This window comes from Paenibacillus silagei (assembly GCF_017874735.1).
Classification (GTDB): Bacteria; Bacillota; Bacilli; order Paenibacillales; family Paenibacillaceae; genus Paenibacillus_AQ; species Paenibacillus_AQ silagei.
The window spans coordinates 58,463-77,529 of the sequence record NZ_JAGGLV010000025.1; the positions used below are offsets into that span (position 1 = coordinate 58,463).

The 19,067-nt window shown below is 44.5% G+C and carries 6 protein-coding genes; 5 read left to right on the top strand and 1 reads right to left on the bottom strand.

Translation table 11 applies throughout. The features are described 5' to 3' along the window. Positions 1–50 precede the first annotated feature (50 nt). Complete coding sequence (groL, locus tag J2Z70_RS27025) at positions 51–1,685, top strand: chaperonin GroEL (RefSeq protein ID WP_036723193.1); 1,635 nt, start codon at positions 51–53, stop codon at positions 1,683–1,685. 143 nt (positions 1,686–1,828) lie between these two features. Here the strand turns inward: groL and J2Z70_RS27030 are convergent, their stop codons facing one another. Next, positions 1,829–2,806, bottom strand: a complete 978-nt coding sequence (locus tag J2Z70_RS27030; protein WP_036723195.1) for a tRNA dihydrouridine synthase — start codon at positions 2,804–2,806, stop codon at positions 1,829–1,831. Positions 2,807–3,058: 252 nt separating this feature from the next. Between J2Z70_RS27030 and J2Z70_RS27035 the strand changes: the two genes are divergently transcribed. Genes J2Z70_RS27035 through J2Z70_RS27050 form a run of 4 tightly spaced genes read left to right on the top strand, consistent with a single transcriptional unit; the run spans position 3,059 to position 18,887 of the window. Continuing rightward, positions 3,059–4,711, top strand: a complete 1,653-nt coding sequence (locus J2Z70_RS27035) for a clostripain-related cysteine peptidase (protein WP_209878284.1) — start codon at positions 3,059–3,061, stop codon at positions 4,709–4,711. 53 nt (positions 4,712–4,764) lie between these two features. Then, positions 4,765–11,583, top strand: a complete 6,819-nt coding sequence (locus J2Z70_RS27040; protein ID WP_209878286.1) for a hypothetical protein — start codon at positions 4,765–4,767, stop codon at positions 11,581–11,583. A 3-nt stretch (positions 11,584–11,586) separates the two neighbouring features. Continuing rightward, a complete protein-coding gene (locus J2Z70_RS27045) occupies positions 11,587–17,277 on the top strand; it encodes a hypothetical protein (RefSeq protein WP_209878288.1) in 5,691 nt (1,896 codons plus the stop codon). Beyond that, the gene (locus J2Z70_RS27050; RefSeq protein ID WP_209878290.1) at positions 17,274–18,887 is read left to right on the top strand and encodes an S-layer homology domain-containing protein; all 1,614 of its coding nucleotides are present in this window, start codon (positions 17,274–17,276) and stop codon (positions 18,885–18,887) included. The genes J2Z70_RS27045 and J2Z70_RS27050 overlap by 4 nt, the downstream gene beginning before the upstream one ends. The last annotated feature ends 180 nt before the right edge of the window (positions 18,888–19,067 follow it).

Sequence of the window (19,067 nt, forward strand, 5' to 3'; positions counted from 1 at the left end):
ATTCAGATTCAGAATACATTCACAAATTATATTAGGAGGTTAACTATACAATGGCAAAAGAAATTAAGTTCAGTGAAGATGCTCGCCGTGCAATGCTGCGCGGGGTTGACGCTTTGGCAAATGCAGTAAAAGTTACACTGGGTCCAAAAGGCCGCAACGTGGTACTGGAGAAGAAATTCGGCAGCCCGCTGATCACGAATGACGGTGTAACCATCGCCAAGGAAATCGAACTCGAAGATGCCTTCGAGAACATGGGCGCACAGCTCGTTAAAGAAGTAGCTACCAAGACTAACGATGTGGCTGGTGACGGTACTACAACTGCAACGGTTCTGGCTCAGGCTATGATCCGCGAAGGTCTGAAGAACGTAACTGCAGGCGCTAACCCGATGGTTATGCGTAAAGGGATCGACAAAGCAGTGAAGGCTGCTGTCGCTGAACTGCAGAATATCGCTAAGCCGATTGTGGATTCCCAAGCGATCGCACAAGTAGCTGCAATCTCCGCTGCTGACGAAGAAGTGGGCCAACTGATTGCTGAAGCTATGGAAAAAGTGGGCAAGGACGGCGTTATCACCGTTGAAGAATCCCGCGGATTCCTGACAGAGCTTGAAGTGGTTGAAGGTATGCAGTTCGACCGTGGTTACATCTCCCCGTACATGATCACCGATACGGACAAGATGGAAGCCGTTCTGGAGAACCCGTACATCCTGATTACAGACAAGAAAATCAGCAGCACTCAAGAAATTCTTCCACTCTTGGAGAAGATCGTTCAACAGGCGCGTCCGCTGGTAATCATCGCTGAAGACATCGAAGGCGAAGCTCAGGCGATGCTGATCGTGAACAAGCTGCGCGGAACGTTCAATGCAGTAGCGGTTAAGGCTCCTGGATTCGGCGACCGCCGTGAAGCTATGCTGCAGGATATCGCTGCTCTGACAGGCGGCCAAGTGATCACTGAGAAGCTTGGACTGGATCTCAAGAGCACTTCTATCGAGCAACTGGGTAACGCCCGTCAAGTGCGCGTAACCAAAGAAAACACTACAATTGTAGACGGAAGCGGCGACAAAGCGGACATCAATGCACGCGTTAGCCAAATCCGTTCCCAGCTGGAAGAAACCACTTCCGAGTTCGACAAAGAAAAACTGCAGGAGCGTCTGGCTAAATTGGCTGGCGGCGTAGCCGTTGTCAAAGTCGGTGCTGCTACTGAAACTGAACTGAAAGAGCGCAAGCTCCGCATCGAAGATGCCTTGAACGCAACCCGCGCTGCGGTTGAAGAAGGTATCGTATCCGGTGGGGGTACAGCTCTTGTGAACGTATATGCTGCTGTAGCTGCTGTTGTAGCTGAAGGCGACGAAAGAACTGGTGTGAACCTCGTGCTGCGCGCACTGGAAGAGCCTGTTCGTACCATCGCTGCTAACGCAGGCCAGGAAGGTTCCGTTATCGTGGACCGTCTGAAAAAAGAAGCGATCGGCATCGGCTACAACGCTGCTACCGATGAGTGGGTTAACATGTTCGAAGCAGGGATCGTTGACCCAGCTAAGGTAACCCGTTATGCTCTGCAGAACGCGGCTTCCGTAGCTGCTATGTTCCTGACCACTGAAGCGGTTATCGCTGACAAGCCAGAACCAGCCGCTGCTGGTGGCGGAATGCCAGATATGGGCGGCATGGGCGGTATGGGCGGCATGATGTAATAAGGGTGACAAACCCTTATGCATCAAGGGTTTCCTGAGAAGGAAACACCGTTTGAGCACATGATGCAAAAATAAGAGACTTCCTATGAGTTCATTGAACTTGTGGGAAGTCTCTTTTTCGTAGCTCATATCTTTAATATTCTTCAATCTAATTCTTGATCTAAAAGAGGTTTTACTAAACGACGCACTTCGTCTGTTGAAGTGGTTTCCATTAATTGGTCTCTTAGTTCGCCTGCGCCACTAAATCCACGAACATAGATTTTGAAATAGCGAAGAAGGGGTCTAAATGAACGTGGCAGGGTTTCTGTTGAATATTTATCGTGAAGATCCAACTGTAAAAGAAGTAAATTGAGAAAATCCTTCGCGCTATGTTCTTTAGAGTCTTTCTCAAAAGCAAATGGATTAGTGAAAATGCCGCGGCCAATCATGATACCATCAACGCCGTATTGTTCAACTATTTTTAATCCTGTTGCGCGGTCCGGAATATCTCCATTAATGGTTAACAACGTATTTGGGGCAATTTCATCGCGCAATTTTTTTATTTCAGGAATTAGTTCCCAGTGTGCAGCTACTTTACTCTTTTCTTTTTTGGTACGAAGGTGAATGGAAAGATTCGCAATATCTTGTTTCAATATATGTCCTAACCAATCGCGCCACTCATCAATTTTAGAGTAACCTAATCTTGTTTTAACACTAACCGGCAATCCACCTGCTTTTGCTGCTTGAATAATTTCTGCTGCAACTTCAGGATGGCGTATTAATCCGGCCCCTTTTCCACTGGCTGCGGCGTTTTGTGCTGGGCACCCCATGTTTATATCGATACCACGAAAACCAAGTTTTTTCATATCAATACTCATCTGTTCAAAAAGTGCAGGTTTATTGCCCCAAATATGAGCGACAATCGGCTGCTCATCAGCTGTGAACATTAACCGGCCACCTACATTTTCTTTTCCAACAGGGTGACAATAATTTTCTGCGCTTGTGAATTCTGTGAAAAACACGTCAGGCTTTGCAGCTTCACTAATGACGTGACGAAATACTATATCTGTGACGTCTTCCATTGGAGCTAATATAAAAAACGGTTTCGGTAAATCCAGCCAAAAGTTTGGTTCGTTACGCATATTATCTTCTCCTGTTGCAACATATAAAAACGATATAGTCTATAGCAAAGTTTTTTACCCATCATACATAGTATCATTATTTTTCGTTTGATGCACAGAATCAATGGTGTGAGCGACGGACACATTTGTGGTGTCTGCCAAAGTCGAGCGGCAAGTGAGAACTTAAAGATTTCTTTAACTTTCACACAGGGGTTAATCCGCCATGATAGAGTAATAGCTTGATAGGATTTCAAATTGAAAGGCCGGAACTTGATGGGGAAAATCCGAGGTTTTATCATTTTTTTAATCTTTCTTCTCGCAACAACTCCATCAGCATCAGCAGCGGCACAAAGCTCCAACTATGCAGAAGGACTTAATCGCTTGGGATTGTTCAGTGGAACGGAGCATGGATATGAACTGTCGCGGGTGCCTACCCGGGCAGAATCCCTTGTAATGATGCTGCGTCTGTGGGGGAAGGAGAAAGAGGTCCTGGAAAGCACCTACAAAAATCCATTCACTGATACTGGGTGGGAAGGCCGCTACGTGTCGTATGCCTATACCAAGGGTGTAGTTAATGGAATTGATGAGTTTCGTTTTGGCGGTGACCGGCCCATCTCTCTTAACCAATATTGTTCAATGGTATTAAGGGTGTTGGGATATTCAGAAACCAAGGGCGACTTCACCTATGAAACTGCGGTTTCTTTCGCCTCCATAGTTCTAGGAATAGACCTTACCAAAGAACGCGAATTCAATCGGGGAACTCTTGCAAAAATAAGCAGTTATGTTCTAAATACAAGATCCAAAAACCAACTTGCCACGCTAGGTCAAACCCTTAGTGCAACAGATGTCTTCACCACGCAACAATTAAAAGAGGCAAGGGCACTTTGGGAGCAGGATAAAAATCTGGATGGAGCGACGATTTTAATCTATGCGGTTGGTTCTGATCTTGAATCTCAGCAAGGCCGGCTAACCGATGATTTGGAAGAAATTTTACGTGGTCAGCCAAACCAAAATACGAAAATCCTGATTCAAACAGGCGGAACGCTCAACTATCACAACAAATATATGGCTGATGGAGCAGCGGAACGCTTTCAGGTTAGCCATGGACAACTTCAAAAGCACGAAAGTCATATCCAAACTGCCGCATCAGACCCTAAAACACTAAGGGATTTTCTTGTTTGGGGTAAAACCGTTGCACCAAGTGAGCGTTATATCCTGATTCTATGGGACCATGGGTATGGAACAATGGGCGGATTTGGCGCAGACGAGTTAAACGAACGGAAAACGATGAAGGTTTCGGAGCTTTCCAAAGCAATCGGTTCATCAGATCTGTATTTCGACTTAATCGTCTTTGATGCATGTCTTATGGGCACCGTTGAAACTGCCTATGCTCTTAGAGATCAGGGCAAATATCTCATAGCTTCTGAAGATTCAACCCCCGCAGCAGGCTTGTATTATACCACATGGATAGGTGCGCTAGAGCGAAACCCGCAGATCAGCACGGAAAGAATAGGGCGGTTAATTTTAGATTCTTTTACCCTTCATTCGGGGATGGAAGCTAAGATGCAAACAACCATGTCCATGATGAAGCTGTCTCAGGCTGAATCCTTGGTTAAGGCCATAGAACACGCAGAGTTTGACCGCCCACTAACAGACCTTGCAAAACGATCAGAGCTGTTAGGCAAAAACGAAGGGATATTGGATCAATACGATCTTATAGAGATCATGGGCCAATCATCAGAAGTCACCGCTGCCGCCCAAGCACTTTCCTTCGAAGTAAGAAATTCAGCAGGCTATAACCACCGCAACGGTGTAGCTGTATATGTCCCTAACCAAAAAATCGAACTCACCCATCAAATGAAACAAGAGCTACAAGCCATTGGTCTTAGCTCAAAATACATAGAAATTATTTGCAGCGGAAATTAGCTGTAAAGGCTGATCGTTGTCCAGAATGTGGTCTTATAACGAGGAGGTATTTTATGAAGAAGATTTTAAGCTTGATGCTGGTACTATCGCTTCTCGCATCAGTAACGCCTGTTTATGCGAATGTAGCAACAGAGTACAATTATGAGTTTGGTGTGAAAACAGGAGGAAACGATGACGGCGGAACAGGTGATGATATTTACATGGGCGTGAGTACCTATGAATCTGGACCAGCCTCTGATTATGCAGCAAATTTTGGCGGAGCTCCCGCTTGGTCTGATATAAGACATACCTTTAAAATGGAAAATATTCCACCATGGAGAATGAATGAGCTCGTTTTTTGGCTGGTGGGCAGTGATGACTGGTACGGTAAATCTGTGGATTTGTATCTTCCCTATCTTGAGGGGAATACCAATCCGGCTAAGGTACAGACCATTAAAATAGATTCCTGGACAAGAGACCAGGGCAGACTTTACCGTGACATTTCGGACGTAACCAAAAGAAAATTCACCGATATAGGCTATGTTGATGAGCTCGGCGGGGAGTTCTACCTGGATGCGAATTCGGCAGGCTCAGAACATGCAGAGTGGAACAAATATGTCAGAGATCAATATGGTTACTATGACATCATGCAATATGAGGATGCTCCTGTATTCAGCTATTCTGTTTCGGATGACGCTGTAGGCAGGGATTGGTTAACATTTGAGGAGCCTACAAAAACAAAAACGTTTCAGCTCAATATTGACCGCAAGAAGCTTCACGATCAAATGGTTGCACAGAACAAAGCAGAGATTTCGCTAACCTACAGGGTGGCGCTGCTTGCCCAGTCTACCAATGCTGAAAGCCTCGGGGGGACCTTTGCCCATACAAGCTCAGGCGATCCCGAGGTTAAAACCTATTTAACAACAAAGATAGGGCAAGAGAATTACTATTATAAAGATGTAACTTATACGTTCTATCGTAGTATATATAACCTCGGCAACCCCGATATCAATCAGACGGTTACCTATTCGCCGAGCCAGGACAACCGGTATCTGAATCGTAAATTTACAGATGTTAACATCACAGTTGAAGCGGTTTCCATTCATAAAAAAGCTATGACGCAAGAAATTAAAACGGAGCTCATCACAAACTTTCAGGCAACGCCTGTGTTATATCTTGGCAACAGTACGGAAACACCGCTTGCCGACCTTACCATGACCAAACTGCAGGGCAATGACGGCAAACCAAACGGCAAACTTCAGTTTACCGGACAAGTGCCGCTGGATGTTAGCGCAGTTGAAAGCGAGGGCATAAGGCTTCAGCTTAACAACGTATCTACCTATCTTATGAAAAAGGGGCGCGCTCAGGCCTATTATTTAGAGAATCCAACTCCAGAATCACCGACATCACAAAGCTTTTATTTCTCAACTCATAAAGTGGACACAAAAACACCAACTGTAAGAGTGACCGATAAAAATGGAAATGACCTGGTGGGGGAAAATTCCATTCAAAACAACATCAAAAAGCTGCATGAATTTTATATGGTTGCCAGCGAAACACTCTATCCAGAGGGAAATGTCGCCCACAACGAGTCGAATCAAAACTATTTGAATTATGAGCTGTACAAGAAAACCGGCGATTCCTATGAACCGGCCGTGACAAGAATAACAAACTTTGACGGTACAGGAAACAGAACAAGAGTTACTGCACCTATTAACACGCAGGTTATCAATGGCGTCAGCATAAAGCTAAGTCCAATCGACCCTACGGAAGGCGAATTTAAGCTTCGTCTGTATGGATGGGATCAAGCTGACAATCCGCTGGGCGGAGATGCCGGATATGCAGAAATTGAAAATATCAAAATCGACAACCTGGCTCCGCGGGTGACCGTACATGAAACTGTACATCCGCAAGATGCGCAGCTTCGCAAAAGAAATGAATACCGCTTTGAAATGAACGACCTTGAGCAAAGCAACAACGGCTGGTCAAGGACTTATTATACCTTTGTAGACGGAATTGCGGCGCCGCCTGACACGCCAATAGATCAAATTAAACCTGCCTCCAAAGAAATTGCTTCAACTCAAGGGCTGTGGGCATTTGTAGATTCAGAAGGTGATAGCACGACTGCTATTCTATCCATTCCAAAAGGAGACAACTTTGAGGGAACGCTCTATTATTTCACAGTAGACTCACTGGGGAACGATTCTAGAAACGAGCAAGCCTCCAGATACTATAAAAAATCTGTGAGTATTTTCAATGGAAATGTTGCCGACACCCTCCATACGGAGGATTCCAGTCTTCCAAAGCCGTATTTTGACATTAGCTTTGACGTAAGCAATCCAAACTTTGAAACGAGTTACCGGTGGATTTCTGATCCTGGCAATGACAAAAGCTTTACGCAAAAATTTAGAGTATACGAATCAAGCGATGATGTGGGTGCAGCTGAAAAATCGAATCTTAGCGGAACCAAAGTTTTGATGGACGGGAAATATATACTGGAATATCGTGTGAAAAATAAACAGTCTGGTAACACAGTTGAATTTTCACAAGTCTACACGTATGACGCCTATTCCCCGGAGATTCAATATACCGCAATAAGTCAGCACGATCATTTCAAATCATCACAACAGTTTAACTTGAAAGTGACAGATCGCAGTGGAATTGCCAGTGCATATTACTATTTATCTAAGCCAGACTCAGAGATCAGAATTGAAGCTATGCCCAACTATCCGCTGACTCTGACGCTGGACAGTGACAATATAGCACAGGTTAATCAGACCTTGACTCTAACAGGACTCCCAACAGGTGCGTACAGCATTGTTGTTGTGGCACAAGATCCGCATGGACGAGAGAGCAAGAAGGTTTCCCCCTACTTTGGCATGAGGTCAGAAGCTGCGATCATTGACACATTGAAATTTACGGAGTCAAAGACTGTAAACGGAATGGGTACAACAACGGATGGAACCTATAGTGTCTATGCTGTTTTGAATGAACCGCATGCAGCATGGACTTCTGATAGCGCATTGAAATATCAAAACCCGGTATATTATGCAACAACGGACGGCATGCCAACAGATAACGGCGCTTTAGTTCCTGAGTTTACAGCGAGCAACCATTCCGGCGGGAATTATGCATTTACACTCGACACACCGGTTCCGCTTCAAGAAGGTGTCAACACGATCTATTTCCAGTTTGGACTCATCAATGCTCCTGCGGACGACAAACCTGAATTTTTAACAGAAGCAAAGCCGCTCACCATTCTTTATGATAGCCAGGCACCAACCTTTGAATTGCCAGACTATAGTACCATTCAGCCAACCAACGCCTCCGTGACAGCAACAATCATCGCAAGTGATGCTGGGACAGGGATTAGCAAACTGACAGTTGCACCAGAGGATGCAGACAAAATCACGGTTTCTCCATATACAGACGGTGCATTCACAGTAACGGTAAGCGAAAATATATCAACAAACCTGACCCTGTCTGACGAGCTTGGAAATCATGTTTTGGTTCCTATTTCCGTATCTAACATTGACCGGTCAGCTCCCTCTGCACTTGCTTCAAGTAACATCGTGACCAAAGGAGCAAGACAAGATGGTGTGATTACCGTTGAAGTGTCAGACAAGAACGATACAACCGTTTCATTCGCGCTTATTCAAGACCCGGCAGACAACCATATTCTAACCGAAGCGGACTATGCGTTGTTTCAATCAAGCCCATCCGTGGAAATGCAGAGTAGTCCGGTAATCATTAATGGCGCAGGCAACAAACAGAGAACCTACTCCATTGAGTTGAAGGGGCTTAGTGGAAGCTATGCCATTGGGGTCAAAGCTGTAGACACAGCAGGAAATGTGACTGAAAAAGTGTTCTTTGACTCAAAACTGGACCTGGTTGACGCGGAGGCAGCAATTGTAAGTGTCAGCGCAAACCCTGCAACCACAAAAACCACCGCAACGGTGAGTGTTTATTTTAACGTTCCAGTCACCGTGATGCCTAACGCACCTGTAGAGGGTGATGTTGTGGGTGAAATGGCAAGGTCGAACCTTCTGTATACAGGACTTCTAACAACATCCGCTGACTACGTAATGGACTACGAGGTTGTGATTCAAAACAATAATACAATCAGCCTCTATATTCAGGATGAAGTTGGAAGGGATAGCGTTCTAGAATTCACGCCTGATGTTAATTTCGTTACAGGCTTTGATATTTCAGGTCATGTAGAGAAAAATGGTCAAACGATCCAAAACGGCGGGTTTATATCCTATAACCAGGGCGATAAGCTGTATTATGTTGTCGTTCCGGATCCAAAGTATTCCGGACAATATTTCTTTGTTGAAAATGCTGTGTTATCCGGATTAGAACTGAGTACAGAGCTAAGTGTTCCTGACCCTTCATTTACAGAAGAAGAAGGAAGAACAGCTTATTCAAAGCTGGTATTCGAAGCGCTAAGAGACGGCAAAACAACAAAATCAGCTTATTTCGAGTCATACACGGCAGAAGGTATGGAAGCTGACCGGATGGAAGCTGAATATGTTGCCATTACTGTGGTTGATGAAACTGCACCTGTTGCCAAGGTGGACTATTCAAGCACAGAGCCAACCAACCAAAATGTTACCGCAACACTGTCTGTCTATGACCCGGAAAGCGGGATATTGAAACTGGAACGTTCGTATGACGGCATAAGCTTCAGCCCCATTGACTCTGTTGTTTCGCATACCGAAACCTTCGAGCAGAATGCAACGGTATATTTCAAAGTGACAAACAAAGCCGGAATAGCAACGGTACTGCCGGTCACCGTCTTGAATATTGATAAAACGCCAATTACGCAAGACAAGCACTACACGGTGGAATACAGCTACGAGAACTATCTTGGGAACTGGGTTCCAATCACAGAAGGAAAAGCCTATAGAAGGGTTATGGCAACGCTCAAGTTTACCGGAGGCGGAAAAACTCTTTCGATGACAAACAACAACGCAGCCTTCTCAAGGACTCTAACTGAGGATAATAACACCTTCACATTTGAGTTTAGGGATCAATCGGGCAACACAGGTTCTCATACGGTTAGCTATAACCAGTTTGACAACACCATTGGACAAACATCCTATGTGTTATCGAATATGGCCAAGACCAACAAAAATATCTTTGCAACGATCACTTTAACGGATGATTCAGGTGAAATCGCATTCGCAGAGGTGAAGAAAGGCGATGTGGTGTATCCCTTCAAAGGGGAGCCGCTTGAGAATGAATATGTCGTTGAACTGGACAGCTCAGGAATTTACAATGTGACAGCCTATGACTACGCTGGAAACCGTTGGACGACTCCGATCACCGTCTCAAACATTAACAAGGTAGCGCCTACTGCAATCGCAAGGACTTACAGCACGCCTCCAGCCACCATTACTGCACAAAGCGTGAATGTGGAGTTGACCCAGTTCAGCAAGGATATCAAAACGATTACAGTCACTGGTGTAGAACCTGCCGGAAGCCTAACTGCGGGCGATATCGTACATATCCCCGGCACAAAAGCTGTTCGCTTTAGAAAAAATGGTACAGTGTCCATGTTCTTTGTTGACGACTATGGCAACGAAGGACAGGAAGTGATTACCATATCGAATATTGTGTCCACACCGCCGCAAATCAAAGCCACTGCCACATTAGCTGAAGATAAGCTGAGCGTGAATGTAACCTTTGACCAAATCCGTGACAGTGACGGCGTTCCGCTGGACATTCTTAGAAAACTAACAGAGCTTACCGTTTCTTATCGTGGATATGAACATGCACTTCTGACTGAAGTGAAGGACGAGTCCGGCGATGCCCTGTCCTATAAAGAGGCAGTAATCAACGTTAAAACTAACGGGGAGCACGTCTTTCAAGTTAGGGACCAAACAGGCATCACGCAAAAAATTCTCGTAACGGTTGAAGGCATTGAAGTGGGCGGCCCAAGGGTTAAGGAAGTCCGCTGGACATACAAATATCTCGAAAAGAACCAAAGCGGCGAATGGGTGGAAAAGGATCATCAAAACAAGATTGTTGTTGGTGTGGACACCTCTGGAAAAGAAGAAGGATATGTTGTGGGAATCGACAAGAACCCGGCAACAAACCAGAATGTGAATGTCACGGTAATCACGGATAAAGATGCTAAACTCGTGGGCGGAAACGATCCTTGGGAACAAGAGAAGTCAATGAACTATAGAGAAAATGGACTATACAATTTCAACCTTGAAGGAAGAACAGGGACCTATACCTCGTATGGTGTCGACATTGGTCTAATCGATAAAACACCCCCAGAGCTAAAACTTAAAAATGGGGAAGAGCTAATCTTCATCGAAGGCATGACGCCTAAAAAAGATGCCTCCATTGCCTATGACAAGTCCAAGCTTCTAGACTTCGAAGCATGGGATATGGTTGCGGGTAAAAAGGTGGACCTGACGAACCGGGTCACCATAAGCTATGGATCAGGCGGACGGGTGTTTAACCCTGACAACATCTCGGCAAATGAATTTGTCCGCTCGAACCCGTACTATATCGACTATACGGTAAGAGATGATGCAGGGAATCAGACCACTATTCGCCGAACCGTTCGCCTGGTAGGTCTGTATGACACCATAGCCCTTGTGAACGGCGTGATGCCAGACAGTTCCAATGCTGCGTCGGTTCTTGGCAACAAAGTTGAAATCTCATTGAAAAATTTTTCCGGGATCTCGTATGCACGTTATGAAAAAGGTGTCTTAACACAAGGTCAGATGAAAACAAAAGGTACGGTCCTTCGGGAGAAAAGCGGAGTGTATACCCTCGATAATGTTACGAGCGGCTGGTACACCGTATATATCCAAACGGATAAACGCGACTATTTCAACATTCATGTATATGTCTCAAATCAAGGAGGGAAATAGGCAATGACGTTCTATAGAACAATGAAACGCAGCATCGCTGCAGCTATTATTCTATCCATGCTTTTCACTTTTGCCAGTTTCCCTGTTCATGCTGACGCTAGCAATGCGGATTATTCCATTGCGAACGAATTTATGAAATATTCAATCAATTCAAAAACGGGTGGTTTCTCCATCGAAACCATTGACGGTCATCCGCAAAAAGCGTTTGACAACAACCTTCCGCTTCTTTATAAGGAAGATGCGGCAAGGAGCAATGGAACATCTTTCACAACCGTTCGTATCGACGGAAAGGATTTTGTTTTCGGTCAGGAGTATGGCTGGTTTGGAATCGATACAAAGCTTCATGAACCTGTCGTTTCAGAGCAAAACAGACTTTTAACCATTGCATGGGACATTAAGGGCTATACCATCACACAAAAGGTGTCCATTTCGGTAGACCCAAACAACTCAAGGACTGGCAACATTGGTATTTCATATGATGTAAAAAATAACAATGCCACAGCCGGAACGGTGGGGATTCGGCTTCTTTTAGACAACGCGCTTAGTTCAGAAATTGACGCACCTTATGTGTTGGTTGACCCGTCGCAACCGACAATCATTGAAACCGAATATAGCGGTGACAGCCTTCCGCAGCAAATTAGATATGTTGATTCGCTTTCAGCTTCGAACAAGACGGCTTATGCCCTCTTGTCCGGCTGGAGCGGCAACAAGGATGTGAACGTTGATAAGGTGATTGTCGGGCACTGGATTAATCTTGCAAACACCAGATACGATTATACACCAAACCCTAGTGTTGACTTTACTAATTACTCCAACCAATACTTAGTTCCTGACACTGCAACGGCTTATTATTGGAATGAAAAAACCATTGAGCCGGGTCAAGTCAGAATTTCTGAAATGCTCTATGGTATCGGCAACTTTGCTGATCAAACCAAAAAAGAGCATGTTTCAATAGGTATCCACACCGGAAATGTATACTTGGCTAACGACAAAAAAGGATATGAAAACAACGGTGTTTTTAAAGCGAAGGTAACCATTGACAACAGTGTCTCAGGAGCAAAAGAACTTATAGAACCCATTGTGAAGCTTAGCCTCGAAGAGGGACTTGTGTTTGCAGCCACGAATACACGGGAATACACGGTGAAGATTTCGGGCGGTCTTAACATTGGAACGGTGTTTGATATTCCGGATGTTGACATTATTGCAGAGACACAGTCTATGATCACATCAAAACGTCTGGTCGTTTCATTAAACGCAACAGAAATTATTGATGCTAGCACCAATAAAGTGGTTGACTATAGTGCAAACACGAACATTTTGATTCCAGCAGTGGAAGGAAAGCTCCCGGAAGTTTCAATGAAGCATGTTTTCCCGGCGGCAGTTTATTATGAAGGCGACAAAAATATCACCGTTTCCGGCGATATGAAGGTTCTGATGGAGGCCCTTTCGGGAAGTGACGGATGGAGTCTGTACCTTGTTCCAGCATCCGGCGCTGAGGCTGTTCTGATTGACAAAAGAAAAATAAGTTTTGTTGAGGAAGGTCAAACTCTTGCCTTCTCAACGAATCAGACGTTGGCGGTTGGAAAGTATGACATTGAATTTAGATTTACGAATCAACAGCTGATCGATGCCTTCGGTACCAAAATTAAAGCAACAACTACAGTAGATGTCACCAATAATTTAGCGGATAAAAGTGCAAGCTACGGTATTGTTTCGCTAGTCCGGTTCACAGACGCTGCAAACAACAGACAGTTATATGATTATATTAGCTTTACAAACGAAGATGTAATGAAGAAATTTATATCCGGCGGCGTGAAAAAAGATGGCATTCTTCACAAAGAAATAGCATTTGAAGAAAATAAAACAGAAATTCTGTTGACCCTTCGCGGAAAAATCAGGCTTATGGATACGGGTAAAGAAAAATATTACTCTGCCAGCAGAGCCGATGGCGATATTACCATCAACAGCATCCTGACCTATGACAGCAACGAAGCTCTTAAGATGACCGTTGACAACAAGGGTGCAAAGCTGGAAGGCGATGGTACCGTCAAAGTGATCAACTCGATTAATATTTGGCATAATAAGTGGCATTTTGAAGCCAATAATGGAACCAAATATACTCTGAATCGGGAGGCTGTTGCCGAGAAGACTGCTCAAGCATTTGAACTTCAGCTCGGAGATGCCGGTTCTATGATGCAAAATATTGCCGGTTTTTTGATCAATATTAAATATGGTGTGATGACCCGGGACGATGATGATTTCGGAATTAGCTTCGGCGGAAGAATTTCAATGCCGTTAAAAGCTGCTGATCCATCGAAGGGTGAGGAGCATTATGATTATAAAGGCTCGCTAACAGCTAACGTTCAAGATGTTCTCTATGGAAGTAAAGACAGCAAAATTGGTTTTGTTGGCATTAACACAACACTGTCTGTAGCCCTGCCCAAAGATATATTAGGCCCGTTAGTAGGAAACGAAGCCGGTGTTAAGGCGGATATAACCATTAATACCATTGATGATATTTATAGCATTGATGCCGGTGTTTCCGTTACCATGCTGGAAGTAGAAGGGTCACTGGCACTGAAGAAGGTTCCTATTAACGAAGTTCCCAAGATGATGCTTGATAAACTCACCTTCTTTTTAGCGCCAACTACAATGAAGGTTCCTGTGGTTGCACCTTATGTATTTATCACAGGCCTTGGCGGAGGGATTTCGAACCTTGCAGACACCGTTGCCGGAGAACCGGCAGGCGAGCTTCCACCCCTTACCATTCATCTTCAAACGAGGCTTTTAATTAATGCGATTATTGTAGGTGACTTTAAGCTGGATGCGAAACTATCCGGTCTTGCCATTGAAGGTACTGGCCGGTTAGAAAAAGACGAAGAAGGAAGACTTCTTAATATTCAAGCGGGAATGAATGTTCAATGGATCTCGCCGTTTCAGCTTAATGCCTTCGGCAGCATCAGTATTCATGCCGGAGCCATTCGTGGCGGGATAACGATTAAAATTACGGAAGATTATTTCTACGGTTATGTTTATGCAGGGCTGTTCATTCCAGACTCCATCCCACTATTGGGGGGCAAGGAGATCGCAGGAGTTGAGGCAGCCGTCTCATCTGACTTTGTGGGTGCAAACTTTAAGGTCATTGGGGTGAAGCTGGGCTTTATCTATTATTGGAATGGTGACCTAAGCTTTGGCGGGTCCATCGACCTCTCTTCAAGAGGAGACGCCGTTCACTATGTCCACTCGGAAGCGCTGGACGAGAGCGGCAACCTTGTGCCAACCACCATGATCTATGGAACGAATATGAGAAGACTGAGTACGGAGGCCATCGCTAAGACAAGGGCCGGGAATGGGGTTACAAAAGAGATTAACCCGGCAACAAAGGATGCACTTCTCTTTGAAATTCCACTTCGTGGTTTAATCAAGCCTTCTGCATCAGAAATTAATATTACCAATCCAAATGGAAAAAGATTGACCATGGTTGAAGACGATAATAAGGGCAACGGAAACTATCTTGTTCAATCTTTAGATGGCACTAATTATTTGTACATTTCAGTCACTGATCCCTCTCTGATTGTTGGGGGGAACTGGTCCATTTCAGTTTCAACACCTGACGTTTATATAGACAACTTTGCAGTAAACAGTGTTGACTATATGCCAGAGCTTACAGGAGTTAGTGCTTCTACTAGCACAAATACAAGCCGTGAACTTAACGTTTCTTGGACAACGGACAAGCAAGGCCAATATTCGGGTGCACTTAATGTCTATGTCACGAAAGACCCGTCAATCATGAAAACCATCGAATCCTCTAACATTCAAGATACTTCATCCTTAATTAGTATCGGCAACCTGGAGTTAGATGAAATTGAATCAGGTTCTCATGTATTCACGCTTCCTGAGTCCTTCCCTGAAGGGAAATATCATGTGGTTGCAATGCTTGTTAACCATCAAGGCGGAATGAGCAAGAAAATCACTGCTTCAACATTCACTTTCACAAATCCATTGCTCCCTCGAAACCCTAAATCTGTGTCTGCGGTCTACAGCGGTGACGGTTATGTGAAGGTTGGCATAACGGGAAGCGACGACACTGCAACCCATTATCTTGTGGCGATCCAAGACGAAGATGGAGTTGAGGTCGAGAATTCCTTCGGTCAATTTAAAGTGGGCAGTGACATCATTCTAAAACCATTAGAAAGCCAAACCAACCGGCCTCTACTGCAGGAAGGCAAGACTTACTTTGTTAAAGTGCAGGCGGTTAGAATTGTGGAGTCTCCTCTTAAACAGGCGGAATACTATCGTTCAACCGAATTTGCATCATCGCCAGGCTTTGTTATGCCTTCAACGGATAAACCTCAGCTTGTAAGCGTTGAGACAAACATTGACAGATCCAAAGACCGGTATTACTTAAACACTGACCAAGTAAAGGCAACGTACACCTTCGACAGACCTGTTAAAATGACATTCAATCTTAATACCGAAGATAAAAACACGCCTCAAGAGTATAAGAAGGTCTGGTCATTTGAAGAAAGTGTTGAAGACGGCCAGCAATTGATTGACTTTGTAGCGGTAGCTGAAAACCGTGACACCCTCCAAGGCAGCAGGTCATCAGGGGCTATTGGATTTACTGTTGACACAAAAGCACCTGCGTTACTCCTTGATGAAGATGTTCAAACCAGCCTTGACGGGGAAAACGTTGATAACACCGTCAGCAATCAAGTTGTTTTTGTTGGCGCAGACTCAAGCTACAGCTTCCGTGGTCTAACAGATCCATCCGCAACATTAACGTTAGACGGCAGCTCAGACGGAATTGTTATCAGTCCGGACGGAACCTTCGTTGTCAATCGTAAGGCCTCGAGTGAGGACCCGAACCAAACCCTGATGCTTAAAGCGGTTGATGATGCCGGTAACGAAACGGCTGTTCCAGTGTATCTTGTGAATCGTGTTTTGTCAGAGTATGAAAGTATTAAACTAATCTCTGACCTGGAAGGCTCCGAGGATCAGCCTGATTCGATCGAGCTTGGCATAGGCGGGACAACGGCGCTGTCTGTGAAAGCTCTCCGCACAGTTAAAGGCACCGTTCTAAAAGCAGAAGACGTTGTGTGGGACGTTCTTTATAATCAGAACATCATCAGACTTTCGCAAGATGGGACCATTGAAGCATTAGCTCCAGGCGAAACGGCCATCAAGGTTAGTTATAGACTGTCTGCCTTTGAAGGCCAGGACGGGAAGACGGTCTATAAAGAACTGTCAGACGTTATCAAAATCAAAGTAAAAGATTATGGTTACCGTTATGAAGTTCGTCAGACACAAGGGTTCTCGTTGTACACCATATACACTGAAATGAACATGGGCAAGGCAACGGTTGTGATTGGAGGCAACAAACAAACTCTGTTATATGACAATCTTAAGAAAGCATATATTGGTGCTTCAAAGGAACTTGTCACAGGCGAGCAATTAACAGCCAAGCTTGGTTTTGAACCAACGGTGAAATCTCCTGTTCTTCTGCGTGGAGACACCGATGGCAGTGGTGCTATTGATAAAGTCGACGTTTTGGCAACATTGAATGCTATTTTAGACAATGTTTACAACGGCTTTAGTTCTGTAGAAAATTGGATGAGAGCTGATACAAACGGTGACGGCATTGTTGATATTGTAGATGCGCAGCTCACACTAATGGAGGCACTTAAAAGATGATCAAATACTTAAAAATCATTTTGTGCATCATGCTTCTAGGGGCTGCCCTACCCTCATATGCCTATGGCGCAAATGATGCTGCAGACCTTAGTTATCGTGTGGACATCACAGTAACGGACAGCTCAGGTTCCTTAAAATCATCATTTGGAGTTGGAGAAAAAATATTTGTTAAGCTAAGTCTTTCCTATACGGGCGCCGGAAGGGCGCCTGTATATGGCTTTCAAGGAAAGCTGCAGTTTGATTCTTATGTACTGGAAAATACCGGTGTGAATGTGGAAAAGGACATTTCAATGAAATATTCCGATGGTGCCATCAACTATGTCTATCTGGATATGACCGTCAAGGGAAAAGAGGATTCCATACTGAAAAATATTGGAACGGCTGTATTTCAAGCTAAGAACAGCGGCACGTTCAGCATCTCTTCAAGCGGCTTCATTCTAACGAACAAAGATGCGACACACCGGTACATTGAACCGGTTGAAGATGTGCAAATTATGGTGGGCGATGGAGTAAAGGACCCCTCAAAATCTCTATTATATGAAGACATTGTTGCTGCAAAAGCTTTACTTGCTTCAGTTACTATTGCGGATAATCCCAAAAACATCTACTATCCGGATCATTGGTATCCGACAAAATCCGCTCAAAAACTGAGAGAGGTGATTGCCGGGGCTGAGGCTGTTTTTAATAACAAGGATGCGCTGGCGTCGGAAATCACTGAAGCTATTGAAAAGCTTAGCATGGGTGTTTCCGATTTCGAGAACTCCAAAATTGTCGGCCCGAAACGTTGGGCTGCTCCCGCCGACAATACCACAGTCAGTAACACCGCAGTTGATCTGTACTATTCCGTTAAAGCTTCTGTTAAAGGCGGAAATGGCAAAATTGCCGAGGGCTTTGAAGCTCAGACCATTCGTGCAACAACCTCTGCCACCATCCGAATGATTCCGGATGAAGGGTTTGAGACCGAATATATCTTTGTCAACGGTGACAAATTTATAGGCCATGACATTTACACCATTCCAGAGGTTAGCCGTGACACCATTGTGGTTGTAACCTTTGCTAAGAAGACTCCTTTTACAGATATAGCACATGACGATTGGTTCTATCCTTCTGTAAGGTATGTGTACAACAAAGGACTATTCACGGGAACCTCTGAAACGGAATTCTCACCCTCCGGGAAAATGAGCCGTGCCATGCTGGCCACTGTAATCTATCGTATGGAAAATAAACCGAATGTTACATTTGCTAATGTATTCTCTGATGTTCAAAGTGGCCGTTGGTATTCAGATCCGGTGATTTGGGCAAATCAAAGTAACATTGTTAACGGGTATGATAAGGGTAAATTCGCTCCCAATGATGCCATCACCCGTGAGCAAATTGCTGTTATGCTGCATAGATACGCAAAGGTTAAAGGTGTTGACCTTCAAGCTAAAACTGCAAGCCTGAGCTTCAAAGATGCAAATCAAATTTCAGGCTATGCCAAAGAGTCCATTACTTGGGCTGTGTCTAAGGGCATTATGAAGGGCAACACGGATTTGACTATAAATCCTTCGGGTCCTGCAACCAGAGCAGAGGTTGCCACTATGCTCGAAAGGTTTAGTGAGTTGAACTGAATTTCAAATAAATACAAACCGCCCCGAAATATTTATCTCATTAAATAAAAAACCGCGAAGCCTTGCTGCTTCGCGGTTTTTCTATGTTTGCTCTCCAAAGCTTTCATTATTCTTTTATTTCCTTCCTGTAGACTCAAATATACAAGATATGATTCTGTCTATGAGAAAAATCTCATAGAT

What these genes read in the sequence shown, in the direction of transcription:
- J2Z70_RS27040 (WP_209878286.1), top strand. Translation starts at nt 4,765, where the DNA reads ATGAAGAAGATTTTAAGCTTGATGCTGGTACTATCGCTTCTCGCATCA.
- J2Z70_RS27050 (WP_209878290.1), top strand. Translation starts at nt 17,274, where the DNA reads ATGATCAAATACTTAAAAATCATTTTGTGCATCATGCTTCTAGGGGCT.
- groL (WP_036723193.1), top strand. Translation starts at nt 51, where the DNA reads ATGGCAAAAGAAATTAAGTTCAGTGAAGATGCTCGCCGTGCAATGCTG.
- J2Z70_RS27045 (WP_209878288.1), top strand. Translation starts at nt 11,587, where the DNA reads ATGACGTTCTATAGAACAATGAAACGCAGCATCGCTGCAGCTATTATT.
- J2Z70_RS27030 (WP_036723195.1), bottom strand. Translation starts at nt 2,806, where the DNA reads ATGCGTAACGAACCAAACTTTTGGCTGGATTTACCGAAACCGTTTTTT.
- J2Z70_RS27035 (WP_209878284.1), top strand. Translation starts at nt 3,059, where the DNA reads ATGGGGAAAATCCGAGGTTTTATCATTTTTTTAATCTTTCTTCTCGCA.